This is a genomic window from Nocardioides convexus, assembly GCF_011090295.1.
This window is the reverse complement of record NZ_JAAMYA010000001.1, coordinates 3,547,867-3,569,196: the sequence shown is the minus strand read 5'-3', so window position 1 is coordinate 3,569,196 and position 21,330 is coordinate 3,547,867. Positions and strand designations below refer to the sequence as shown.

22 protein-coding genes, 1 tRNA gene and 8 pseudogenes are annotated in these 21,330 nt (G+C 72.2%); 8 read left to right on the top strand and 23 right to left on the bottom strand.

The features are described 5' to 3' along the window. Window positions 1-320: 320 nt before the first annotated feature. From G5V59_RS26615 to G5V59_RS26605, 3 genes and pseudogenes are all read right to left on the bottom strand, one after another. A complete protein-coding gene (locus G5V59_RS26615; protein ID WP_278258509.1) occupies window positions 321-782 on the bottom strand; it encodes a hypothetical protein in 462 nt (153 codons plus the stop codon). Window positions 783-930: 148 nt separating this feature from the next. Continuing rightward, window positions 931-1,009: transfer RNA gene (locus tag G5V59_RS26610), tRNA-Gly, on the bottom strand. A gap of 30 nt (window positions 1,010-1,039) precedes the next feature. Next, window positions 1,040-1,901, bottom strand: a pseudogene (locus tag G5V59_RS26605) (SGNH/GDSL hydrolase family protein). Between G5V59_RS26605 and dcd the strand changes: the two are divergent. Continuing rightward, window positions 1,879-2,457, top strand: a pseudogene (gene dcd / locus G5V59_RS26600) (dCTP deaminase). The pseudogenes G5V59_RS26605 and dcd overlap by 23 nt on opposite strands. A gap of 64 nt (window positions 2,458-2,521) precedes the next feature. Next, window positions 2,522-3,474, top strand: a pseudogene (locus tag G5V59_RS26595) (siderophore-interacting protein). Here G5V59_RS26595 and G5V59_RS26585 read toward each other — a convergent pair. The 19 genes and pseudogenes from G5V59_RS26585 to G5V59_RS26495 all read right to left on the bottom strand — a co-directional run bounded on the left by G5V59_RS26585 (window position 3,441) and on the right by G5V59_RS26495 (window position 14,770). Further along, window positions 3,441-4,007, bottom strand: a complete 567-nt coding sequence (locus G5V59_RS26585) for a CocE/NonD family hydrolase C-terminal non-catalytic domain-containing protein (protein ID WP_278258506.1) — start codon at window positions 4,005-4,007, stop codon at window positions 3,441-3,443. The pseudogene G5V59_RS26595 and the gene G5V59_RS26585 overlap by 34 nt on opposite strands. Continuing rightward, window positions 3,950-4,771: a hypothetical protein gene (locus tag G5V59_RS26580; RefSeq protein WP_278258505.1), complete on the bottom strand. Its 822-nt coding sequence runs from the start codon at window positions 4,769-4,771 to the stop codon at window positions 3,950-3,952. Before G5V59_RS26580 ends, G5V59_RS26585 begins: the two co-directional genes overlap by 58 nt. Continuing rightward, entirely contained in the window at window positions 4,684-5,340 is a 657-nt protein-coding gene (locus G5V59_RS26575) for a hypothetical protein (protein ID WP_278258504.1), read from the bottom strand. Before G5V59_RS26575 ends, G5V59_RS26580 begins: the two co-directional genes overlap by 88 nt. 8 nt (window positions 5,341-5,348) lie before the next feature. Continuing rightward, window positions 5,349-6,209: a DUF4097 family beta strand repeat-containing protein gene (locus G5V59_RS26570; RefSeq protein ID WP_278258503.1), complete on the bottom strand. Its 861-nt coding sequence runs from the start codon at window positions 6,207-6,209 to the stop codon at window positions 5,349-5,351. A 23-nt stretch (window positions 6,210-6,232) separates the two neighbouring features. After that, window positions 6,233-6,769, bottom strand: a complete 537-nt coding sequence (locus G5V59_RS26565; RefSeq protein WP_278258502.1) for a toxin-antitoxin system HicB family antitoxin — start codon at window positions 6,767-6,769, stop codon at window positions 6,233-6,235. A gap of 26 nt (window positions 6,770-6,795) precedes the next feature. Then, window positions 6,796-6,996, bottom strand: a complete 201-nt coding sequence (locus G5V59_RS26560) for a hypothetical protein (RefSeq protein WP_278258501.1) — start codon at window positions 6,994-6,996, stop codon at window positions 6,796-6,798. A 61-nt stretch (window positions 6,997-7,057) separates the two neighbouring features. Continuing rightward, a pseudogene (locus tag G5V59_RS26555) lies at window positions 7,058-7,345 on the bottom strand (AMP-binding protein); the annotation flags it as partial. After that, window positions 7,290-7,752, bottom strand: a pseudogene (locus G5V59_RS26550) (AMP-binding protein). The pseudogenes G5V59_RS26555 and G5V59_RS26550, both read right to left, overlap by 56 nt. 106 nt (window positions 7,753-7,858) lie before the next feature. Then, window positions 7,859-8,044, bottom strand: a pseudogene (locus tag G5V59_RS26545) (AMP-binding protein); the annotation flags it as partial. Between the two features lie 36 nt (window positions 8,045-8,080). Beyond that, window positions 8,081-8,341 carry an AMP-binding protein gene (locus tag G5V59_RS26540; protein ID WP_278260076.1) on the bottom strand — a complete coding sequence of 87 codons (261 nt, stop codon included), beginning with the start codon at window positions 8,339-8,341 and terminating at the stop codon, window positions 8,081-8,083. 269 nt (window positions 8,342-8,610) lie between these two features. After that, window positions 8,611-9,864, bottom strand: coding sequence for a hypothetical protein (locus G5V59_RS26535; RefSeq protein ID WP_278260351.1), 1,254 nt, complete (start codon window positions 9,862-9,864; stop codon window positions 8,611-8,613). Between the two features lie 182 nt (window positions 9,865-10,046). Further along, window positions 10,047-10,532 (bottom strand): annotated as a pseudogene (locus tag G5V59_RS26530) ((Fe-S)-binding protein); the annotation flags it as partial. Further along, window positions 10,436-11,044, bottom strand: a complete 609-nt coding sequence (locus tag G5V59_RS26525; RefSeq protein ID WP_278258500.1) for a (Fe-S)-binding protein — start codon at window positions 11,042-11,044, stop codon at window positions 10,436-10,438. The pseudogene G5V59_RS26530 and the gene G5V59_RS26525, both read right to left, overlap by 97 nt. A gap of 8 nt (window positions 11,045-11,052) precedes the next feature. Then, window positions 11,053-11,343: a hypothetical protein gene (locus G5V59_RS26520; RefSeq protein WP_278258499.1), complete on the bottom strand. Its 291-nt coding sequence runs from the start codon at window positions 11,341-11,343 to the stop codon at window positions 11,053-11,055. After that, entirely contained in the window at window positions 11,288-11,653 is a 366-nt protein-coding gene (locus tag G5V59_RS26515; RefSeq protein WP_278258498.1) for a hypothetical protein, read from the bottom strand. Before G5V59_RS26515 ends, G5V59_RS26520 begins: the two co-directional genes overlap by 56 nt. Window positions 11,654-11,685: 32 nt before the next feature. Further along, a complete protein-coding gene (locus G5V59_RS26510; RefSeq protein ID WP_278258497.1) occupies window positions 11,686-12,066 on the bottom strand; it encodes a hypothetical protein in 381 nt (126 codons plus the stop codon). Between the two features lie 185 nt (window positions 12,067-12,251). Then, complete coding sequence (locus G5V59_RS26505; protein ID WP_278258496.1) at window positions 12,252-13,190, bottom strand: hypothetical protein; 939 nt, start codon at window positions 13,188-13,190, stop codon at window positions 12,252-12,254. A 108-nt stretch (window positions 13,191-13,298) separates the two neighbouring features. After that, complete coding sequence (locus G5V59_RS26500; protein ID WP_278258495.1) at window positions 13,299-14,198, bottom strand: hypothetical protein; 900 nt, start codon at window positions 14,196-14,198, stop codon at window positions 13,299-13,301. After that, a complete protein-coding gene (locus G5V59_RS26495; protein ID WP_278258494.1) occupies window positions 14,195-14,770 on the bottom strand; it encodes a hypothetical protein in 576 nt (191 codons plus the stop codon). The genes G5V59_RS26500 and G5V59_RS26495 overlap by 4 nt, the downstream gene beginning before the upstream one ends. 134 nt (window positions 14,771-14,904) lie before the next feature. On the opposite strand from G5V59_RS26495, the gene G5V59_RS26490 reads away from it, so the two are divergent. The 6 genes from G5V59_RS26490 to G5V59_RS26465 all read left to right on the top strand — a co-directional run bounded on the left by G5V59_RS26490 (window position 14,905) and on the right by G5V59_RS26465 (window position 19,869). After that, window positions 14,905-15,282: a hypothetical protein gene (locus G5V59_RS26490; RefSeq protein ID WP_278258493.1), complete on the top strand. Its 378-nt coding sequence runs from the start codon at window positions 14,905-14,907 to the stop codon at window positions 15,280-15,282. After that, window positions 15,237-16,442 carry a M1 family aminopeptidase gene (locus G5V59_RS26485; RefSeq protein WP_278258492.1) on the top strand — a complete coding sequence of 402 codons (1,206 nt, stop codon included), beginning with the start codon at window positions 15,237-15,239 and terminating at the stop codon, window positions 16,440-16,442. The genes G5V59_RS26490 and G5V59_RS26485 overlap by 46 nt, the downstream gene beginning before the upstream one ends. Next, complete coding sequence (locus G5V59_RS26480) at window positions 16,397-17,920, top strand: hypothetical protein (RefSeq protein WP_278258491.1); 1,524 nt, start codon at window positions 16,397-16,399, stop codon at window positions 17,918-17,920. The genes G5V59_RS26485 and G5V59_RS26480 overlap by 46 nt, the downstream gene beginning before the upstream one ends. 33 nt (window positions 17,921-17,953) lie before the next feature. Beyond that, entirely contained in the window at window positions 17,954-18,472 is a 519-nt protein-coding gene (locus tag G5V59_RS26475) for a hypothetical protein (protein WP_278258490.1), read from the top strand. Between the two features lie 4 nt (window positions 18,473-18,476). Continuing rightward, window positions 18,477-18,905 carry a MerR family transcriptional regulator gene (locus G5V59_RS26470; protein WP_278258489.1) on the top strand — a complete coding sequence of 143 codons (429 nt, stop codon included), beginning with the start codon at window positions 18,477-18,479 and terminating at the stop codon, window positions 18,903-18,905. An 82-nt stretch (window positions 18,906-18,987) separates the two neighbouring features. Beyond that, entirely contained in the window at window positions 18,988-19,869 is an 882-nt protein-coding gene (locus G5V59_RS26465; RefSeq protein WP_278258488.1) for a sensor domain-containing diguanylate cyclase, read from the top strand. 106 nt (window positions 19,870-19,975) lie between these two features. Here the strand turns inward: G5V59_RS26465 and G5V59_RS26460 are convergent. After that, window positions 19,976-21,307: pseudogene (locus G5V59_RS26460) on the bottom strand (dihydrolipoamide acetyltransferase family protein). Window positions 21,308-21,330 lie beyond the last annotated feature (23 nt).

The following is a 21,330-nucleotide window of genomic DNA, read 5'->3' as shown; positions in this document are numbered from 1 at the left end:
AGCCGCGTGGCCCCCGCGGACCCGGTACGCCGGACAGACTCGGGCTGGTTCGTGGCGGAGATGCCGCCGACCTCGTTGTCACCGAAGCCACCGAACACGGGGCCTCGGAGGCCCGGGGGCTGGATGCCGAACCAGGGCATCTCGGGCCCCGGCGGCGGCTCGGCGCCGACCCGCGCACTGCAGACCAGGCAGAGGGCGGCACTCGCCGCCGCGGTCGCACTCGCACGCCGCGCCTTGCGCGCGAGCCGCGAGTGCGAGGTGCGGCTCACGGGCTGTTCCCGAGGAGGGCGACCGTCCCGTCGGAGACGAGCCTCTCGGACTCACCCTTCGTGGGCGAGTAGACCTCGATCTGGAAGGCGCCGTCGGGGAAGGCGAAGTAGGTCGAGAGCGGCTGCTTCTTGAAGACGGCGACGACAGCACCGCTCTGCGTGCGGGTGACCTCGGCGGCGTTCTTCTTGGCGCTGACGAGGTTCTGGTAGCCCTGCACCGCGGCGTAGGTGGCGACGGTGAGGTACTCGCCCTTCGAGCCCGCCTTCACCTTCTCGGGCAGGTAGCGCACGAAGATGCCGTTGCGGGCGGTGAGGGTGAGACTCGATGTGGGTCCCGGGCCGCTCGCCGGCCCAGTAGACCTGCTCGTGGTCGCCCGCGAACTCCTTGAGCTCGGCCGGCGAGACGATGACCGGTACGCCGACCCGGATCTCGTCCTTCGCGGCGGACTTCTCGTCGTCGCCGCCACGCAGCAGCCATCCGCCGAAGCCCGCAGCGACGAGAAGCACGACCACGCCGACACCGACGATGAGCCTTGTAACTGCCCCGCACGAAACCCTCCCCGGTACCACGCCTAGACCAGAAGTATCACAAATCGCAATACCCCGGAAAGAAGGGATGAAGCGCGTCGGAGCCGGATCGGATACCGGCGGTGGGCCGTTCTGGAGCGGATGACGAGGTTCGAACTCGCGACATTCAGGCTTGGGAAGGTCGACGCTCTACCAACTGAGCCTACATCCGCAGACCCCGGTCTCCCGGAGCGTGGAGGATGCTACCCGATGGGCTCCAGGGCTGGTCGCTTCGGCTCCACCCCATCGCCCGAGGAGCGGCCGGTGACCCGCCGCTGGACCCACGGCGCGAGGTGAGACCGGGCCCAGGCCAGGTCGGCGGCGCGCTGCTCCCGCGCGCTCAGCACCGGTACGACGGCCGGCGGGATCGGCTGCAGGTCGTGCTCGACCCCGAGCGCGTCCAGCGCGGCGATCGCGATCTGCTGGTGCCCGACGGCGTTGAGGTGCAGGCGGTCCTCGTCCATCACCTCGGCGACCGTCCACCCGCGCATGCGCCACATGTCGACGACGGTGGCGTCGTGCTTCTCGGCGATCTCGCGGACCCACTCGTTGAAGATCGCGGTCCGTCCTCGGATCACCCTGATGACGGGGTTCAGGCCCGGGTCGGCGATCGTGAACATGAGGACGTGCGCGCCGCCGGAGGCGAGCCGCTCCACCGCCGCGTCGTACGTCGCAGCGAGGGCGTCGATGTCCACCTTGGGCCGCAGCACGTCGTTGCCGCCGCCGTGGATGGAGACCAGGTCGGGCGCGAGCGCCAGCGCGGCGTCGACCTGCTCGTCGATGATCGCGGGGAGCTTTGCGCCCGCGGATCGCCAGGTTGGCGTAGCCGAAGTCCACGCCGTCGCGGGCGGCCGCCGCGGCGAGCCCCTCCGCCGTCCGGTCCGCCCATCCCCGCAGGCCGTTGGGACGCGCCGGGTCGGGGTCACCGACCCCTTCGGTGAACGAGTCGCCGAGGGCGACGTACTTGGAGAAGGTCACCTCCGCATTGTGCGCCCGTGATCGCCGCCACTGCGCACCGGGACCGGCGGGTAGGGTGCGGGGCGTGCTGCTCAGCGACCGCGACATCACCGCCGAGATCGACGCCGGACGGGTCGCTCTCGACCCCTACGACCCGGCCATGATGCAGCCGTCGTCGATCGACGTGCGGCTGGACCGGTTCTTCCGGGTCTTCGACAACCACAAGTACCCCTCGATCGACCCGGCGGCGGACCAGTCCGACCTCACCCGGGTGGTCGAGCCGGAGGGCGACGAGCCGTTCATCCTGCACCCCGGGGAGTTCGTGCTGGGCTCGACGTACGAGGTCGTGACCCTGCCGGACGACATCGCGGCCCGGGTGGAGGGCAAGTCCTCGCTGGGCCGGCTGGGCCTGCTCACCCACGCGACGGCGGGCTTCGTGGACCCGGGCTTCTCCGGGCACGTCACGCTGGAGGCTGGCGAACGTCGCGACGCTGCCGATCAAGGCTCTACCCGGGCATGAAGATCGGGCAGTTCTGCTTCTTCCGGCTCTCCTCGCCCAGCGAGCACCCCTACGGCTCGGAGAAGTACGGCTCGCGCTACCAGGGTCAGCGTGGACCGACCCCGTCGCGCTCCTTCCAGAGCCTTCCACCGCACGCCCATCTGAGGCTTCGCAATCGAGGTTAGGTTAGCCTGACCTCATGACCGTGGAGAACGCGTACGTCGCCACCCTGCCCCTCATCCTCAGCGAGGTGGAGGTGGTCCGGGCCGAACGCGTCAGCCCGTCCTTCGTGCGGGTCGAGCTGGGCGGCGCCGCCCTCGCCGAGCTCGGTACGCCGGGCCCGGTGCTCGACCAGCGCTTCAAGATCATCTTCCCCAACGCCGCGGGCGACCTGCCGTCCTTCGCCGATGCCGACGCGTCCTGGTGGACCTCCTGGATGGAGATCCCGGAGGACGAGCGCGGCTCGATGCGGACCTACACCGTGCGCGACGTGCTCGGCGAGGGCACCCAGACCCGGCTGGTCGTGGACATCGTCGTGCACGAGGCGCACGAGGACGACCCGCTCGACGGCGCCGGCAACAAGTGGGCGCTCCAGGCCCGCGCCGGTCAGCGCCTCGTCATCATGGCGCCGCGGCGCGGGCACGAGTTCGGCGGCATCGAGTGGTCCCCCGGCGACGCCTCGCGGCTGCTGCTGGTCGGCGACGAGACGGCGGTACCCGCGATCCGTGGCGTGCTGCGCGACCTGCCGGCCGACGCGAGCGGCGCGGCCTTTCTCGAGGTGCCGGTCGACGGCGACGTCCTCGACGACGTCACCGCCCCCGCGGGGGTGAGCGTCACGTGGCTGCCCCGCAACGGCGGCGCCCGCGGCGAGGAGCCTGCACGCGGCGGTGCTCGCCCACCTGACCGGCAGCGCGCCCACCGAGTCGATCGACGTCACCGACGAGGAGATCGACCCGGACCTGTGGGAGACCCCGGTGTACTCCTCCTCCGGCGAGCAGGTGGCCGAGGCCACCGCCGTACCGGGCGACGGGGTGCCGTTCGCCGGCCTCTACGCCTGGATCGCCGGTGAGTCCAAGGTCGTCACCGGCCTGCGACGCAAGGCTCGTCAACGACCTCGGCCTGGATCGCAGCCAGGTCGCCTTCATGGGCTACTGGCGCCAGGGCGTGTCGATGCGCTCCTGAGTCAGGGGCGCACGGCCAGCGTGATCGAGGACGGGTACGACGGGCCGGTCCGCACCGTCACCGGCACGAGCCTGGGCGAGCAGGTCGGTCAGCGGCGAGAGCAGGTGCGGGACGTCGAAGGCCTGCACGGCGATCCGCAACCGGTGCCCGGGCTGCACGACGGCACCCGTCGGGAACACCTCGACGTCCACGGGCGCCACCTGACCGGCGGGCGAGCTTGGCCTGAGCGGTCTTGGTGAACGGGTGGTACGGCTGCAACGAACTTTGCCGCCGAGGTAGCGCGACCTCGTGGTGTCGAGCGCCCGGTGCGAGATGACCTGCCAGCCGCCGGTGATCCGGTGCACCGAGCCGTCGGGCGCGACGTCCTCGATCGCGACCGAGAGCATCCCGTCGCCGGTGGGCGAGGACACGTAGAGCCGGGCGTTGATCGGCCCCTGGACCCGCACCGGGGTCGTCACCGGCGCAGTGTCGAAGGTCAGCCCGCCGAGGTCGTTGAGCCGGTTGTCGGTGAAGCAGGGCAGCCCGCTGAGCACGGTGGAGGGCAGGCCCGCGGTCCACTGGTCGGCTGAGCGGGTGCACAGCCCGGTGACCGGGATCGGCGGGACGGTCGAGGAGCCCGCGGCGGGCGTACCGGTGACGAGGCCGCCGGCGGTGCCGCCGACGGCGGAGGTGCCGGACAGCCTTGTACTCCCGCGCGCTCAGGTCGGCGTCGATCCACTTGGCCTTCTTGACCCACTTCCCCGAGCCCTGCTCGTAGTAGGTCAGCGGCGCGATCTGGTCGAGCTTTGCCGTCGATGCCCTTGAGGTACTGGTCGAACCACCGCAGCCTGCAGGCTCGGCGAGCGAGCCGTAGCCGGCCTGGCCGACGTCGGCACCGGAGGAGCCCTGGAGGTGGTTCCACGGGCCGAGGATGAGCTTTGGTGGGCACGCCGTTGCGCTGGATCCGCTCGAAGTCGAGCGGGGTGCCGCGCTGGAACAGGTCGTACTCGCCGCCGATGAGGAAGGTCGGCACCTTCACCTTGTCGATCGCGGTGATCGGCGAGCGCTCGGCGTAGAACGGGCCGTCGTAGGCCGGCTCCCCACCGAGCAGTGCCGCCAGCGCCAGCGGCAGGGTGAAGCCGAGTGCGCCGGCGAGGTGGTCGGTGAGCATCTTGAAGCCGGCGGCGGGCTCCTGGACGCCGTACGCCGGCGGGAGGATGCCGGTAGCGGTCACCAGCCCCAGCCACAGCGGGATGAAGCCGACGTCGATCTGGCCGCCCGAGGCCACCACGTCGCGGTAGACGTCGGCCGCGGGCACCTGCGGGAAGATCGCCTTGAGGCCCGGCGGCTGCTGCTCGGCAGCGAAGAGCCTGCGAGATGCCCATGTACGACGCACCGGTCATGCCGACCTTGCCGTTGCTCCACGGCTGGGCCGCGGCCCAGTTCACGATCGCGCCGGCGTCCTTGCCCTCCCGGGCACTGAACGCCGCCCACTGGCCCTCGGACGTGCCGGTGCCGCGGGCGTCGACGGTGAGCCTGGGCGTAGCCCCGCTTGACCAGGTACGCCGGGTCCGCACCGGCCAGCACCGCTCCGGCGCCACCGGCGATCACGGTCTTGTTGTAGGCCGTGATCGTGACGATGACCGGGAGCCGGGTCGCGACCGGCTGGCCGTCGGCACCGGCCGGACGCTGGAGGTCGCCGCGCAGGACGACGCCGTCGTCCATGCGGATGGCGAGGTCACGGGTGGTGACCGTGGCGGCGTACTGCGCCGGGCGCGGGGACCAGCCGGTCGCCGCGTGCGCGGACGGTCCGGCGGGGACCAGCAGCGCGGCGGGGAGCAGGACGCCGGCGAGGGCGGCGGACAGGCGGAGGAGACGGGCGTGCACGAACAGGATCAACGTCGCGCCGTGACGACGGTCACGCAGGGACGAGCGCGACGTTCCCGGACACGGTCGTCGCCCGCACCTCGACGTGGTCCGCACCCGGCTCCGGCTCGCCCGCCGACGGCAGCGTCGAGCCTGACCCGGCCGCTGACGGTGCTGATGTCGGTCCACACCGGCGTGCCGGCGGGGACGCCGACGAGGATGTCGCCCGAGGCCCCCTTCGCGCTGATCCGGCCGCGTCGCGCGTTGCGCACCGCGACCGCGCCGGAGCCGGTGCTCGTCGCGACGTCGCACTCCGACTCCTGGATCTCCAGGTCGCCCGAGCCGGTCTTGACGACTACCGAGCCGGCTGCGCGGCCGATCCGGATGTCACCGGAGCCGGAGGAGATCGAGGTGGTCCCGGCCGTCGCGCCGACCCCGACGGCGCCGGACCCGCTGCGCACCTTGAGCGCGCCGCTGACGCTGCCCACCTCCAGGTCGCCGGAGCCGGTGTCGAGGACCGCGTCGCCGGCGACGCGCTCCACGCGCACCTGGCCGGACCCGCACTTCACCTTGGTCTCGCCGACCTCGCCGGTGACGTCGACGTCCGCGCTGCCGCTCTTGGCGATCAGCCGGCTGCCGAGCGGCACCTCGACCTCGATGTCGAGCGAGGAGTCGCCACGGAAGAGGCCACCGCGCCCCTTCGGCGCGAGCACGCTGATCTGGTAGCGGTCACGGGTGATGGTCACCTCCTCGGCGCGGTGACCCGCGACGAGCACGTGGGTGGTCGTGGTGTCGGTCGCGACGACGGCGATGCGGCCGGCGCCGTTCTCGACGTAGAGGTCGATGCGGGCGGGGGTGTCGAAGGTGCGGACGAGGGGTTCGCCGTTCATGGTTCTCTCCTGGGGATGGGGGCTCAGAGCCAGCCGGTCATCCGGCGGTTGCCGGGCTTGCCACCGAACGGGAAGTCGCCCCCGAACGGGATGCTGGTGACATCGACGTCGACCTGGACCGCACGCTCGCCGGTCGCGCCGCGGATCAGGCCGACCAGCCAGGTGTTGAGCGACTGCCCCGCCTGGGCGGCGGCGTCGTCGGCGCGGGCCTTGAGCGACTCGGGCAGGCGCAGGCTGACGCGGGCCAGGCCCTCGTCCTCGGCGGGCGCCGCCGGGACCGGCACGGTCACCGGCACGAGCGCCGGCTCCGGCGGGCCCGCGTCGACGACGAACGCGAGGTCGCGCCCGGCGAGGCGGACGTCGACGCCCCCGCTCGCCATCGCCGCGGTGATCTCGGCGGCGGCCTGGCTGATCGCCTCCATGACGGCGAGGCGGACGGCGGGGTCGAGCGCGTAGCCGAGCCGCTCCGCCACCTCCCGCGCCTCGGGGCCGGCGCCGTCGGCAGCGGCCAGCAGGTCGCGGCGGAGGCTGTCGACGTACGGCGTGATGTCCATGTGCATCACTATGACGTCATGATGACGTCACGTCAAGGGCAGTGTGACGTCAGCCCAGGCCGAGCAGGCTCCGCCGAGCGCTCGCGCATCTCCACCTTGCGGACCTTGCCGGTGACCGTCATCGGGAACTCCTCCACGACGATCACGTAGCGCGGGATCTTGTAGTGAGCGAGCCTGCCGGTCGCGAACTCCTTGACCCCGGCCGCGTCCAACGGGGTCGCACCGGCCCGCATCCGCACCCAGGCGCACAGGCTCCTCGCCGTACCGCTCGTCGGGGACGCCGACCACCTGGACGTCCTCGACGTCGGGGTGGGCGTAGAGGAACTCCTCGATCTCGCGCGGGTAGATGTTCTCCCCGCCGCGGATCACCATGTCCTTGATCCGGCCCACGATGTTGCAGTAGCCGTCCTCGCGCATCACCGCCAGGTCGCCGGTGTGCATCCAGCCGTCGGCGTCGATCGCCTCCGCTGTCTTCGCCTCGTCCTCCCAGTAGCCGAGCATCACGCTGTAGCCGCGGGTGCAGAACTCACCCGCCTCGCCGCGCGGCACGTTCTCCCCCGTCGCCGGGTCGACGATCTTGATCTCGACGTGCGGCGCGGCCCGCCCGATCGTCGCCGTACGGCGGTCGAGGTCGTCGTCCGCCCGGGTCTGGCAGTACCACCGGGCTGGTCTCGGTCATGCCGTAGGCGATGGAGACCTCGCTCATGTGCATGTCGTCCACGCAGCGCTTCATCACCTCGACCGGGCAGATCGACCCGGCCATGATCCCGGTGCGCAGGCTGCTCAGGTCGTAGGCTCGCGAAGTCGGGGGTGTTCTGCATGGCGATGAACATGGTCGGTACGCCGTACAGGCCGGTGCAGCGCTCCTCCGCCACCGTGCGCAGGGTGGTCGCGGGGTCGAAGCCGGGCGCCGGGATCACCATCGTGGTGCCGTGGGCGACGCAGCCGAGGTTGGCCATCACCATCCCGAAGCAGTGGTAGAAGGGCACCGGGATGCACAGCCGGTCCTGCTCGGTGAGGCCGATCGGACTCGGTGACGAAGAATCCGTTGTTGAGGATGTTGCGGTGGCTGAGCGTGGCACCCTTCGGGAAGCCGGTGGTGCCGCTCGTGTACTGGATGTTGATCGGGTCGCCCGGGTCCAGCGCGCGCTGCCGCTCGTCCAGCGCGTCGGCGGGCAGGTCCCGGCCGGCCGCGGCGAGCGCGGCCCAGTCGTCGGTGTCGACGTAGACCGTCCGCTCCAGGCCGGGCACCTCGCCGCGGCCGACGACCTCCTCGACCATGCCGCGGTAGTCGCTGGTCTTGAAGGCTGGTCTGCGTCAGCAGCAGACGCAGCCCGGACTGGTTGACGGCGTAGGCCAGGCTCGTGGGTGCGGTACGACGGGTTGACGTTCACCAACACCGCGCCCGCCTTGGCCGCGGCGAGGCTGGACGATGGTCCACTCCGCGCAGTTCGGCGCCCACATGCCGACCCGGTCGCCCTGGGCGATGCCGAGGGCGAGCAGGCCGCGCGCGATCTCGTCCACCGCGTGGTCGAGTTCGCGCCACGTCCACCGGCGCCCGCTCGCGACCTCGACCAGCGCCTCCCCGTCCGGCCACTGCCCGACAGTGCGCTCCAGGGCCGCGCCGATGGTCTCGGTCAGCAGCGGCGTCGTGGTCTCTCCGGCGGCGTACGACAGACTCGGTCATGGAGCCATCGTGCCTCGCACGTGAGCGCGGTCACACCCCTCGAAAGGAGGTGCGGGGTCGAGCGGCGGTGCAGGAATCCCCGGTTAGCCGGGGGTTCCTACGGTTCTTGCCCGTTGCAACGGACAAGAACCGTAGGAAGCAGTCTGGAACCCCGCCCGGCTCAGAGGTCGAAGAGCGAGCCGGTCTCGTTGATGTCGGCGTCCGTACGAGGCTGGTGGGCCTCGCCGGAGGACGCCGGCTTCGGGGCGGGCTTCTTCTCCTCGGGCTCGGCCTCCGCCGCGGGCTCGGGCTCCGCCGCGGGCTCGGGCTCCGGCTCGGGCTCCGGCTCGGGCTCCGGCTCCGGCTCCGGCTCGGGCTCCGGCTCCGGCTCGGGCTCCGGCTCGGGCTCCGGCTCGGGCTCCGGCTCGGCAGCAGCCTCGGGCGCGGGCTCCGGGGTGGCCGCCGCGGGGGCGGGCGCCTCGGGAGCGGCGAAGTCGAAGAGCGAGTCGGCGCCGTTGATGTCGACGTCCGAGGCCGGCTCGGCCGCGGGCGCCGGCTCGGCGGCCGGCTCCGGCGCGGGCGCCTCGGGGACGGTCTCGGCCTCCTCCTCGCGGGCCTCCTCCTCGACCGGCTCCGCCTCCGGGGCCGGCTCGGGGGCGGGCGCGGGGACGTCGGCGGCCTTCGCCGGCTCCGGCTCGGCCGGGGCGGCGATGTCGAAGAGCGAGCCACCTGCGTTCAGGTCGACCGCGGGCTCCGCCTTCGCGGCGGGCTCCGCCTTCGCGGCGGGCTCCGCCTTCGGCTCCTCCGCCTTCGGCTCCTCGGTCTTCGGCTCCTCCGCCTTCGGGGCGGCCGGCGCGGGGGCCTCCTCCGCCGGGGCGGCGATGTCGAACAGCGAGCCACCCGAGCCGAGGTCGGCCGCGGGCTCGGCGTCGGCGGGCTTCGGCTCGGCCTTCGGTGCGGGCTTCTCCTCGACCGTGGAGGTCTCGGCCTGCGGCGCCGCGGCCTCGGTCGGCGCGACGTCGAACAGCGAGCCGCCGGAGCCGAGGTCCTCGGCAGGCTTCTCCGCGGCAGGCTTCTCCGCGGGCTTCTCGGCGTCGGGCTTCTCCTCCGCCGGGGCCGGGGAGTCGAAGAGGGAGCCTGGAGTCGTCGAAGAGCGATCCGCCCTCGGCCGGCTTCGCGGCCGGCTTCTCCTCGACGGGCGCGGCCTTGGCCTCGGCGGGCTTCTCGGCCGGCTCGTCGAACATCGAGCCCGGGTCGTCGAACATCGAGGAGCCGCCCGAGGCCTTCGCGGCCGGACCGACGTCCTCGGTGTCGACGACGGTGTCCTCGGTGACCGTGACGTCCCCGGCCTCCGGCTCGGCCTTGGTCTCGACCGGCTCGGACTTCTCCGCCGGAGCGGCCGGAGCAGCCTTGGCCTGGACCGGCGTACCGGCACCAGGGGCGAGCCTTGGTGGCCATCTCGTCCTTGACGGAGGCGAGCAGCATCTGCGCGACGTCGAGGATCTCGACCTCCTCGCGCGCCTCGCCGTCGGCCTGCATCTTGGTGAGGCCGTCGGAGAGCATCACGCGGCAGAACGGGCAGCCGACGGCGACCTGGTCGGCACCGGTGCCGACCGCCTCGGCGGTGCGGTTCAGGTTGATCCGCTCACCGATCTTCTCCTCCATCCACATCCGGGCACCACCGGCGCCGCAGCAGAAGGACCGCTCGGAGTTGCGCTCCATCTCGGCGAACTCCGCGCCGGGCAGGATCTGCAGCAGGTCGCGCGGCGGGGTGTAGACCTGGTTGTGGCGCCCCAGGAAGCACGGGTCGTGGTAGGTGATCTTGCGGTTGTGCGCGCCCGCGCCACCGGCGACGGGCGTCAGGCTTTGCCCTCGCGCACCAGCCGGTTGAGCAAGCTGGGTGTGGTGGATGACCTCGAGCTCGATGCCGAGGTCGCGGTACTCGTTCTTGAGCGTGTTCATGCAGTGCGGGCAGGTGGAGACGACCTTCTTGGCCTTCGCCTCGGTCAGCGTCTCGATGTTCTGCTGGGCCAGGCCCTGGAACACGAACTCGTTGCCGGCGCGGCGGGCAGAGTCACCGGTGCAGGTCTCACCGTTGCCCAGGACGCCGAACGAGACGCCCGCCAGGTCCAGCAGGCTCCGCGACGGCGCGGGTCGTCTTCTTGGCGCGGTCCTCGTAGGCACCGGCGCAGCCGACCCAGAACAGCCAGTCGACGGACTCCAGGTCCTCGATCTGGTCGCCGACGACCTTGACCTCGAAGGGCAGGTCCTTGGCCCAGTCCAGGCGCGCCGTGGCCGACATGTTCCACGGGTTGCCCTTGTTCTCCAGGCCCTTGAAGAGGCCGTTGAGAACCGGAGGGGAAGCTCGACTCGACGAGCACCTGGTAGCGGCGCATGTCGACGAAGTGGTCGACGTGCTCGATGTCGACGGGGCACTGCTGCACGCAGGCGCCGCAGTTGGTGCAGGCCCACAGGGCGTCCTCGTCGACGACGAAGTCGCCGCCCTCGGGGTTGTAGAACCAGGTGTCGACGCCGTCGGCCTGGTCGTGCTCGGTCTTGCCGACCAGGGCACGCTGCTCGGCGCCGCCGGCGACGGCGTACGCCTCCTCGCGCATCGCCATCATCATCGGCACTTCGGCGAGAGCGGCTTCTCGGTGTTCCACGCGGGGCACTGCGACTGGCAGCGACCGCACTCGGTGCAGGTGGTGAAGTCGAGGATGTCCTTCCAGGAGAAGTCCCAGATGGAGCCGGCGCCGAGGGTGGCGTCCTCGTCGAGGTCGTCGATGTCGTCGAGCGTGATCGCCTTGCCGCCGGACGTCAGCGGCTTGACCGCGCCGAGGGCCGTACGACCGCTCTCCTCACGCTTGAACCAGATGTTGAACCAGGCGGTGAAGCGGTGCCAGGCGACCCCCATGGTGAGGTTCGTCGAGATGACGATGAGCCAGATCATCGCGGAGGTGATCTTGACCATCGCGATGAAGAAGATGATGTTCTCCAGCGTCCCGATCGAGTCGTGGCCGGTCGGGAAGAGGTGGGAGAAGACCTGCGAGACGGGGAAGTGGAAGCCGTCGGCGTGCTCGGCGGCCTCGCCGCCGTGGGCCTTGGCGAGGTTGTACTCCGCGCCGCGGATGAAGAGGATCGCGGAGGCTCTCCAGCAGCACCATCGCCTCGACGAAGTAGGCCTGCCACATGGTGGAGCCGAAGAACCGGCTCCTGCGGCCCATCTGCGAGGGCCGGTGGGTCAGGCGGTAGACGATCAGCGGGATGATCGCGATCGTGCCGAGGAGACCGAGCAGGCTCCGCGGCCCACTCGTAGATCCACCACTTGCCGATGACCGGGATGGTGAACTCGGGGTCGAAGAGTCTGGACGTACGCCGCGGCGACGGCCGTCGAGAGGCCGATGAACGCCGCGAAGGCGAACCAGTGCAGGATGCCGACCCACGTCCACTGGAGCATGCGGGTGTGGCCGACGGTCTCCTTGAGCATCGTCAGCGTCCGGCCGACCGGGTTGCCGGTGCGCCCCGGCGCAGCCTGGCCCTTCCGGATCACGCCGAGCATCGCGGAGACCGCACGGGCGGTCAGGGCGATGGCGACGACCGAGATGGTCAGCGAGACGATGATCGCAACGGTCTGCATCTTCGGACTTCTCCACTCGTCTGGATCAGGTGCGCGCACAGGTGCGGCGGGCCGAGCCTATTGCCATCCACGGGTACGACGAACCGAAGGCAAGCCTTACCGATGCCGTCGTCGCCCGTGGTCGGTCCCCGAATACTACCGGCAGGTAACTTCCCGCGGAGCGTGACGATCACCTCAGGGATGGATCAGGAGAAGGCGATCGCGGTCACCGCACCAGCCCGGGAGAAGGTCACCGTCACCGGCACGCTGGCCCGCGTCGCGCTCCTCGCACAGAACCGGTACGTCGCCCCGAGTCGCTGGTAGGGCTGGCCCACCGCGCGCAGCACCGCCTCGGTGCCCATCCCCGGGCGGACCACGGACCGCACCGCGGCGACGTCCTGGCGCAGGCCGGGGTTGCGGCACGAGTCGGGCCGCACGCCGTACGTCCGCTCCCACATCTGCAGGTAGGCCTCCGCACCGCGGGCCATGTCGTCGACGATCTGGGTGCCGTCCCCGGCGTGCTGGGCGTCGGCGATCTTGCGCAGGTCCTCGACCCAGTCCGGGTAGAGGCCGTACTGAGCGACGCCGTCGACGTTGATGTCCCAGGTCCGCTGCCCCGCCTGCTGCTTGTCGATGCGCACCCCGCCGAGGCCGGTGAACGGGTAGGTCACCGGGTTCGGCACGTCCGCACCGCGCGGGTTGCCCTGCGCGCCGAGGCCGTTGATGTCGGCGCCGAAGCCGAAGCCGAAGTAGTAGCGCGGGTCCGCCCAGCCCAGGTGCCGGCGCCACTTCGCGACGAAACCGGTGGAGTCGCCGGCGTAGGGGGTGATGAAGCCGCCCGCGCGGTAGATGCGCGGGTAGGTGTCCGGCGTGGACCAGGAGTGGCTGGAGATGACGCCCGGGTAGCGCAGGCCCTCGATGACGTCCATCGACGCGGCGCGCGCCTTGACCGAGAGGTGGTCGGGGTCGAAGACCATCCTCCGCTTCGCCATCGCGCCGATGGTGTGCACGCCGAGCTCGGTGAGCCCACGCCTGTTGCAGTGCGCGGGCGGGCCGTAGAGCGGGGTGGCCGGAAGCAGGCCGAGGATCTTGCCGACCGCGCCGAAGAGCGCGTCCTGCTGGTCCGCGTCGATGTCGGGGAGCACGGCCAGGCTGGGGGTTGTCGGCGGACTCGCCGTCCGCCGGCTCGCAGTGCTCCATGGCCCAGAAGGACCCGGTCTCGAGGAAGTTCGCGGTGTTGACCAGCGGACCGATCACGCCCGCGTCGCCGGCGACCCCGGCCAGGGCGTTGTCGAACTTGTTGACCAGGCTCCATCTGCCGGACCCCGAGCCTCTGCATCTCGTCGAGGTTGGCGTCGATCTGCGCCGCCGTGCAGGCGGGGAAGTCCTTGCCCAGCGAGCTTCTTGTAGGTGCAGCCGAACGGGATCGAGGTCTCGATGCCCATGACCACGGCCATCTTGCCGCCGTTGACCACCCGGCGCGCCTCGAAGGGATCCTTCACGATCCGGTAGAAGCCCTTGCCCGGGCCACCGAACTGCGCGTCGATGTAGTCCTGCATCTTGTACATGTCGGAGGCCTGCAGCCGGATCGAGTCCATGTCGTCGCAGGAGTTCCGCTTGATCGGGTAGAGGCTGGCAGAGCCTTGTTGTTCTCGACCAGCAGGTTCACGAAGACCCGCTGCCCGCCACGCCAGGCGCGCTCCAGCCACCGGTAGTAGGTGCCCTCGTGGGTCAGTGACTCCGGCGCCGGCCAGTCCTTGAAGGTCGGCCAGCCGACCGGGTCGTGCGAGGCCTTGCCGGACAGCACCGACTCCAGCAGGGCGCCCTTGCCCTGGGTGAGCGTGTGGTCCGGGCAGTCCACGAGGGCGTACGGCGCGCCGTAGGCTGTGCCACGGACGCCCGCAGTGCACGCTGCCGCCGAGGAACTCGAAGGCCATCCCGTGGGTGTGCGCGTCGACGAACCCGCGCACCTCCTGGTAGGTCGTCTCCCCCGCGAACGGGTCGCCGGTGACGTTGATCGCCGCCTCCGGGTACGACGGGCAGCCGCTCGCCGTGCGCAGCGCGAAGGTCGTCCCGGCGCCGCGCACGAGCTTGCCTCCGGAGACGGTGAGCACCTTGCCGGCGCCGAGGTCGAAGCGGAAGCCGCCGGTCACCTGGGTCGCGGTCCAGTCCGAGGCCGCGCTCGGCTTGGCCGCGACGGCGACCGCGAGCCCGGGCGCGGACAGGCTCTCCGGTGGGCGTGTGCAGCAGGTAGCCGCCCAGCCGGGTGGCCTTGAAGTAGTAGGGCCCGAACGCCTTGCCGGCGCCGGTGAGGGTGTAGCAGCCGCCGGCCATCGCGTAGCGGTCGGCGGGCACCGCGGCGCGGGCCGGGTACGCCGGCACGGAGACCGAGCTTCGGGTCGGGCAGCGCGCGCTCGCGGGCGACGTACGCCTCGGCGGCGGCGCGCTGGGCGGCAGTGGTCGGGTCCACCGCCTCCTCGCCGACGGCCAGCCCGCGGGACACCTCGTTCTTGGTGCGGGGATCGTTGTGGTCGTGGGGCGGCAGGTAGGCGTCGTCGTGCGGGACGCCGAGGTCGGACTTCTGCTGCTCGGCTGCCGCGGCCAGCGACGTCGTACCGCCGGCACCGGTGACCGGCACGCGGGCCGCGACCCCGATGACGGACAGGGCCGCGAGGACGGCCAGGCCGACCCGTCGCGACGCCTCGTTCTCGCGCACTCTGTCCATGCCGTCCTCCTGGCCGTGATCCCGATCACCCCAACGAGCGAGTCCGCGGAGGGTAACACCAGAATGTGAACCTCTGTCAGGTTCGTCCGCGCGGGCAGAATGACCCTCGTGACCCGCACCTCCCGCCTGCTCGCGTGCACCGCCACCGCGCTCGTCCTCGCCGGGTGCGGTGCGGTCGCCACCAACCCCGGCACCCTCCCGGGCGGCACCCCGACGCCGACCTCGACCGCCTCCGGCACCGCCCCGGGCCCGTACGGCGCCGGCCGCAGCGAGACCCGCGAGGACTCCGTCTACCCCGACGTCGGCGACCCCCTCGTGGACGCGCTGCACTACGACCTCGGGCTGACCTGGGAGCCGCAGCGGGACCGGCTGACCGGCCGGCAGGAGCCTGGTCTTCCGGGCCACGGCGGACTCGGCCACCATCCCGCTCGGCTTCAACGACGACCTGGCGATCTCGGCGCTCACCGTGGACGGCGCCGCTGCCGGGCACGACGTCGACGGCACGCACCTGACGATCCGGCACCCGGTGAAGAAGGACCGCCAGTACACCCTGGCACTGACCTACGCCGGCACTCCGCGCACCGCTCCCGCGCCGAGCACCCGCAGCGACTTCACCCAGGGCGTCGGGTGGAGCATCAGCGACGACCACGAGACCTCCACGCTGCAGGAGCCCTACGGCGCCTTCACCTGGTACGCCGTCAACGACCAGCCCTCCGACAAGGCGCTCTACGACTTCACCCTCACCGTCGACGCGCCCTGGCAGGGCGTCGCCAACGGCGAGTCGACGAAGTCGACCGAGGCCGGCGGGCGGACGACGAACCGCTGGCACCTGGCCGAGCCCGCGTCGTCGTACCTGGTGACGGTGGCGTTCGGCGACTACCGGCGCACGGACCTGAAGTCCGCCGGCGGCGTACCGATCCAGGTCTGGGCCCCGGCCGACGGTGAGGCCCTGCCCGGCGGCACCGGCACCGCGCCGGCGGCGATCGACTGGCTGGAGAAGATCCTCGGCCCCTACCCCTTCGACACCTTCGGCATCGTCGTCGTCGACAACGACAGCGGCATGGAGACCCAGACCATGGTCACCCTCGGCGACACCGACTACAGCCTCTCCCCCGAGGTCGTCGTGCACGAGGCCGCCCACCACTGGTACGGCGACACGGTCACCCCCGCCGACTGGTCGGACGTGTGGATGAACGAGGGCATGGCGATGTACCTGCAGGGCATGTGGGAGGCCGAGCAGGAGGGCGTCCCGGTCGCGGACAAGATGGACCAGTGGGCCGACTTCGAGGCCTCGCTGCGCGCGAGCGCGGGTCCGCCGGCGGCGTACGACCCGAAGCAGTTCGGCGACGGCAACATCTACTACGGCCCGGCGCTGATGTGGCAGGAGCCTGCGCGAGCGGCTCGGCGACCGGAAGTTCTTCGAGGTGCTGCGCGAGTGGCCGGCCGCGCAGGAGAACGGCAACGCCGACCGCCAGGAGTACTGGGACTGGATCGAGAGGACCACGGGCGTGGAGGCTCTCGGGCTTCTTCGACGCCTGGCTGCTGGGCAAGCAGACCCCGCGCGCGACTGACGGCTTTGCCCTCCAGCCCTTCCGCGCCGACTGGAACACGTTCTAGTCTCCGGGGATGCGCCTGCGCTCCCTCGCCGCTGCGGCCTGTGCCCTCGCCCTGACCCTCACCGCCGCACCGGCGCACGCCGACGGGTTCGCCCTGCCCGGCCTGCCCGCGCTGCCGACGATCCCGGGCCTGCCGATCCCCCCCGCTGCCCACCGACCTGCTCGTGCCGCGCTTCACCGGCGCCCCGGTCACCGCGCAGCCGTTGGACGCGTCGCCGGTGCCGCAGAACCCCTACCTCGCGCCGAACGGCCGCAGCAGCATGCACAACGACGCGTACAGCACCGACGCGTACGCCGTGTCCGGGCCGACCGGGCGGGCGCTGACGATGCGCACCGCGTCGTACGGCATCCGGGAGTGCGCGACGATGGCGTTCGACTCCCGCGACCGGATCGTCGGCCTCTGCGGCGGTCTCGAGGGCTTCACCCTGATGGTGATCGACCCGGTCAGCCTGCACGCGGTCTCGCAGACTGCAGGCTCTCCGCGCGCGACCTCACCAAGGCCGCCAACCCCTTCACCGACATCTGCGGCGGCACCTACTTCTTCCTCGACGGCCAGGACCGGGCCTACGCGACGACCACCGACTCCTCGATCGCGGAGGTCCAGGTGACCGCCGCCGGCGGGCTGGTCAAGGGCCGCACCTGGCCGCTGGCCTCGTCCCTGGCGAAGGGCGACTGCCTGGTGGCGACCGGCGTCGACTGGTCCGGCCGGGTGTGGTGGTTCAGCCAGAAGGGCACCGTCGGCACGCTGGACCGGGCGACCGGCGCGGTCCGGGCGCTGGAGTCGCCCGAGGGCGAGGGCATCTTCAACTCGGTCTCCAGCGACGAGACCGGTGGCGTCTACTTCGTCTCCACGCACCGGACCTACCGCCTCGACGCCACCGCGGACGGCACCCCGGAGATCACCTGGGCCATCCCCTACGACCGCGGCACGACGACCAAGCCCGGCATGCTCTCCCAGGGCTCCGGCACCTCGCCGACCCTCATCGGCGAGCGCTGGATCGCGATCGCCGACAACGCCGAGCCGCAGAGCCACGTCATCGTCTACGACCGCCGCAAGGGCGTCGCCGAGCGCGAGCACTGCTCGGTCCCCGTGCTGCAGCCCGGTGCCAGCACGACGGAGAACAGCCTGGTGGCAGCGGGCGACTCGCTGATCATCGAGAACAACTACGGCTACGCCGGTGTGCAGTCCACGCTGCTCGGCAGGTCCAGCACCCCCGGCATCTCGCGGGTGATGATCGACGCCGAGGGCTGCCACGTCGCCTGGACCAGCCCGGTCACCGCGCCGACCTCGGTCCCGAAGGCCTCGCTCGGCAACGGGCTCGTCTACGTCTACTCCAAGCCGCCGCGCGCGGACCTGCTCGACGCCTGGTACGTCACCGCGATCGACATCCGCACCGGCGAGACCGCGTGGAGCCGGCTCACGGGGACCGGCATCCAGTGGAACAACCACTACGCGTCGATCTACCTCGGACCTGACGGGGCACTGTACGTCGCCACGATCGTCGGCCTGGTCCGGCTGGCCGACGGCCCCTAGCGGGGTACCGCCGCGTCCGCCTCCGGCAGCGTGGTGACGCCCTCCGCGGCGAGGAAGTGCCCGGCTCCGGGCACCACCCGCGCGGCGACGCCGAGCCTGCGCGGCGAGCCGGTCGGTGAGCGCGGTGGGCACGATCGGGTCGGCGTCCGAGCGGAGCACGGCGACCCGGTCGACCTGCCGGGCGATCGCGCGGACGTCGGTCCGGCCGCCCACGAAGCCGTCCAGCGCCGTGAAGCCGGGCACCGGCTCGGCGAATCCCGCGACGACCACCAGCGTGCCGAGGCGCCAACCGGGCGGCAGCGACAGCAGGTGCCGCAGCACGGTGAGCGAGCCGAGGCTGTGCGCGACGACCACGGACCCGGCGTCCGGTACGCCGATCGCGGCGCCCGCGACCTGCTGCCACCGGGCGGCGTCGGGCTGCTCGGGATCGGGCAGCGCAGGTACGGTCGGGGTGAGGCCGTCCGCGGCCAGCCGGTCGGCGAGCCAGCCGAACCAGTGGTCGGCGGGCGTGGCGCCGTACCCGTGGATGATCGCGGCACGGCGGGGAGTTGAGGACATGCGCCGGACCGTACGGGTTGACGCCGGCGTCAAGGTCAAGCCAGGAGGGAACGTGCGGATCGCGGAGGCGGCACGGCGCGCGGGGGTGAGCCCACGGGCGCTGCGGCACTACGAGGACAGCGGGCTGCTGGCACCGGCCCGGACGGCCGGCGGCTACCGGGAGTACGACGAGAGCGACCTCGCGCGCGCCGCCCAGGTGCGCACGATGACCGCGGCAGGGGTCGGCACCGAGCCTGATCCGCCGCTACCTCGACTGCGTGGGCGAGGACACCCTCGAGCCTGTGCCCCGAGCCTGCGGGCCGAGCTCGCCGCGCTCGACGCCCGGCTCGCCGGGGAGCGCGCGGCGCTCGCCGCGAAGCAGGACCGGCTCGCCGCGCTCCTCAGGAGCGGGGCTCCGGGGCCGATGCAGCGAGCATGCACGTCGTGACCAGGCTTCGCTCGAGCCGCGCGCGCGGTGGGAGGAGTCGGACACCGTAGGTGCCGAGGCGTTCGCGGAGGCGGCCCAGCGCGTGGTCGGCTACCTGAGCCGTCGTACCCCCTTGCGGGACTGGTCCGTCTCCCGCGTCGCCGGCGGCGAGCAGGTCCACGTGCACGTCCACCACGACGTGCTGCTCGAGACCGGCGACCGGGTGCCGTGGGACGAGACGTTCTGCCGGCGGATGAGCAACGGCGCGGACCACGTCGTGCCCGATGCCCTGCGCAACCCCGACTACGCCCCGCTGCCCGACGCCGGCGACGTGCGCGCCTACGTCGGCTTCCCGATCACCGACGAGGGTGCGCTGTTCGGTGTCCTGTGCGGCGTCGGCGCGGAGCCGCTGCCCGGTGTCGAGGCCGTGGACGCCGACCTGGTCGAGTCTGCTGAGCACCCTGCTGTCCTCGCAGGCTCACCATCGCCCGGGCCGCCGACCGCGAGCGTCGCCGGGCCGCACTCGCCGCCGCCCTCGCCGACACCGACGAGTCTCACCGGCCTGGTCAACCGCCGCGGCTGGGACGCGATCGTCGCCGACGCCCAGCAGCGGATCGACGCCTTCGGTGACCCGGTCGCGATCGCGGTGGTCGACCTCGACGGGCTCAAGGCGGCCAACGACGCACGGGGGCACCAGGCGGGCGACGCGCTGCTGCGTCGTACCGCGTCGGTGCTGCGGGGCGCCTGCACGCCCCAGGACCGGGTCGCCCGCTACGGCGGCGACGAGTTCGGGATCCTCAGCAACAACGTCGCCGTGGACGGGCTCGCCACCCACTTCGCCCGCTTCGCCGACGCACTGGCCGCCGAGGGCATCGCCGCCTCGATCGGCCACGCCTTCACCGGCCCCGGCGAGCGCACGGTCGTCGAGGCCTTCCGCCGCGCCGACGCCGCGATGTACGACGTGAAGCGGGCCCGGCGGGCCTGACCCGGCCCGCTCCGGGCTCCTCGTGGACGGCGCACCGGACGAATTCGTCGTCGATCGGGCTCGTCCACGACGATTGTGCCCGGTGCGACGCGCGAGGCGGGCCTGGTCAGAACAGCAGCGCCGTCGCCGGATCCTCGACGATCCCCGCCACGTCGGCGAGGAACTGCGAGCCGGTCGCCCCGTCGATGTGCCGGTGGTCGAAGGACAGCGCGAGCGTCATCACCTGCCGCGGCACGACCTCGCCGTCGACCACCCACGGCTGCGCCTTGATCGCGCCGAGGCAGAGGATCGCGGACTCGCCGGGGTTGATGATCGGCGTGCCGCCGTCGACACCGAAGACCCCCACGTTGGTGATCGTGAAGGACCCGCCCGCCAGGTCCGCGGGCTGGGTGCGGCCCTCGCGCGCGGTCGCGGTGAGCGCCTCCAGGGCGCGGGCGAGGTCGAGCAGACCGAGCGCGTGCGCGTCCTTGACGTTGGGGACGACGAGCCCGCGTGGCGTGGCGGCGGCGATGCCGAGGTTGACGTAGTGCTTGACCACGACCTCCTGTGCCGCCTCGTCCCAGGTGGAGTTCACCAGGGGCGTACGACGCAGCGCGAGCACGCACGCCCGCGCCACCACGAGCAACGGGCTGACCTTGACGTCGGCGAGTCTCGCGGCGGGAGCGCAGCCGGGCCACCAGGCTCCACCGTGGCGGTGGCGTCGATCGTGACCCACTCGGTCACGTGCGGGGCGGTGGAGGCGGAGGCCACCATCGCTGAGGCCATCTGCTTGCGCACGCCCTTGACCGGTTCGCGGGTCTCGCGGCCCGTCGGCGCCGACGCGGCCGACGCGGCCGACGCGGCCGCCGCGGCCGGCGCCGGGGCGTCGACCGCCGCCAGCACGTCCTCCTTGCTGACCGTGCCCTTCGGCCCGGTCGGCGTGATCGTGGTCAGGTCGACGCCGAGGTCGCGGGCCAGACGGCGCACCAGCGGCTTGGCGAGCGCGCGTGGCGGGCGGACCGCCGGGGCGACCTCCTCGACCGCGGGGTCGGTGACAGCAGGCGCCAGCGCCTCCGCAGGCGCCTCCGCCTTGCGGGCGCGGCGCTTGAGGGCGCGTTGCTTAGGGCCGTAGCCGACGAGGGTGGCCTGCCCCGTCGGCGGGATGTTGGTGTCGATGATCTCCGGGCCGCGCGCAGGCTCCGGGGCGGGCTCCGGGGCGGGCGCGGCAGGGGCAGCCTCCGCCGAGCCGATCCGGATGATCGGCGTGCCGACCTCGACGGTGTCGCCCTCCTGGACGAGCAGGGCCAGCACCTCCCCGGCGTACGGCGAGGGGGAGCTCGACGATCGACTTGGCCGTCTCGATCTCCACGACCACGTCGTTGACGGCGACGGTGTCGCCGGGCTTGACCCGCCAGGCGACGATCTCCGCCTCGGTGAGGCCCTCGCCGACGTCGGGCAGACTTGAACTCGTTGCTCATCGCG

Bases quoted from the DNA above. Each gene is read 5' to 3' on its own strand.
- G5V59_RS26515 (WP_278258498.1), bottom strand. From the start codon at position 11,653: ATGGGCCGCAGGAGCCGGTTCTTCGGCTCCACCATGTGGCAGGCCTAC.
- G5V59_RS26510 (WP_278258497.1), bottom strand. From the start codon at position 12,066: ATGCAGACCGTTGCGATCATCGTCTCGCTGACCATCTCGGTCGTCGCC.
- G5V59_RS26525 (WP_278258500.1), bottom strand. From the start codon at position 11,044: ATGCGCGAGGAGGCGTACGCCGTCGCCGGCGGCGCCGAGCAGCGTGCC.
- G5V59_RS26560 (WP_278258501.1), bottom strand. From the start codon at position 6,996: ATGCGGGCCGGTGCGACCCCGTTGGACGCGGCCGGGGTCAAGGAGTTC.
- G5V59_RS26570 (WP_278258503.1), bottom strand. From the start codon at position 6,209: ATGAACGGCGAACCCCTCGTCCGCACCTTCGACACCCCCGCCCGCATC.
- G5V59_RS26470 (WP_278258489.1), top strand. From the start codon at position 18,477: ATGCGCCGGACCGTACGGGTTGACGCCGGCGTCAAGGTCAAGCCAGGA.
- G5V59_RS26495 (WP_278258494.1), bottom strand. From the start codon at position 14,770: ATGGACAGAGTGCGCGAGAACGAGGCGTCGCGACGGGTCGGCCTGGCC.
- G5V59_RS26565 (WP_278258502.1), bottom strand. From the start codon at position 6,769: ATGCACATGGACATCACGCCGTACGTCGACAGCCTCCGCCGCGACCTG.
- G5V59_RS26520 (WP_278258499.1), bottom strand. From the start codon at position 11,343: ATGGGGGTCGCCTGGCACCGCTTCACCGCCTGGTTCAACATCTGGTTC.
- G5V59_RS26480 (WP_278258491.1), top strand. From the start codon at position 16,397: ATGCGCCTGCGCTCCCTCGCCGCTGCGGCCTGTGCCCTCGCCCTGACC.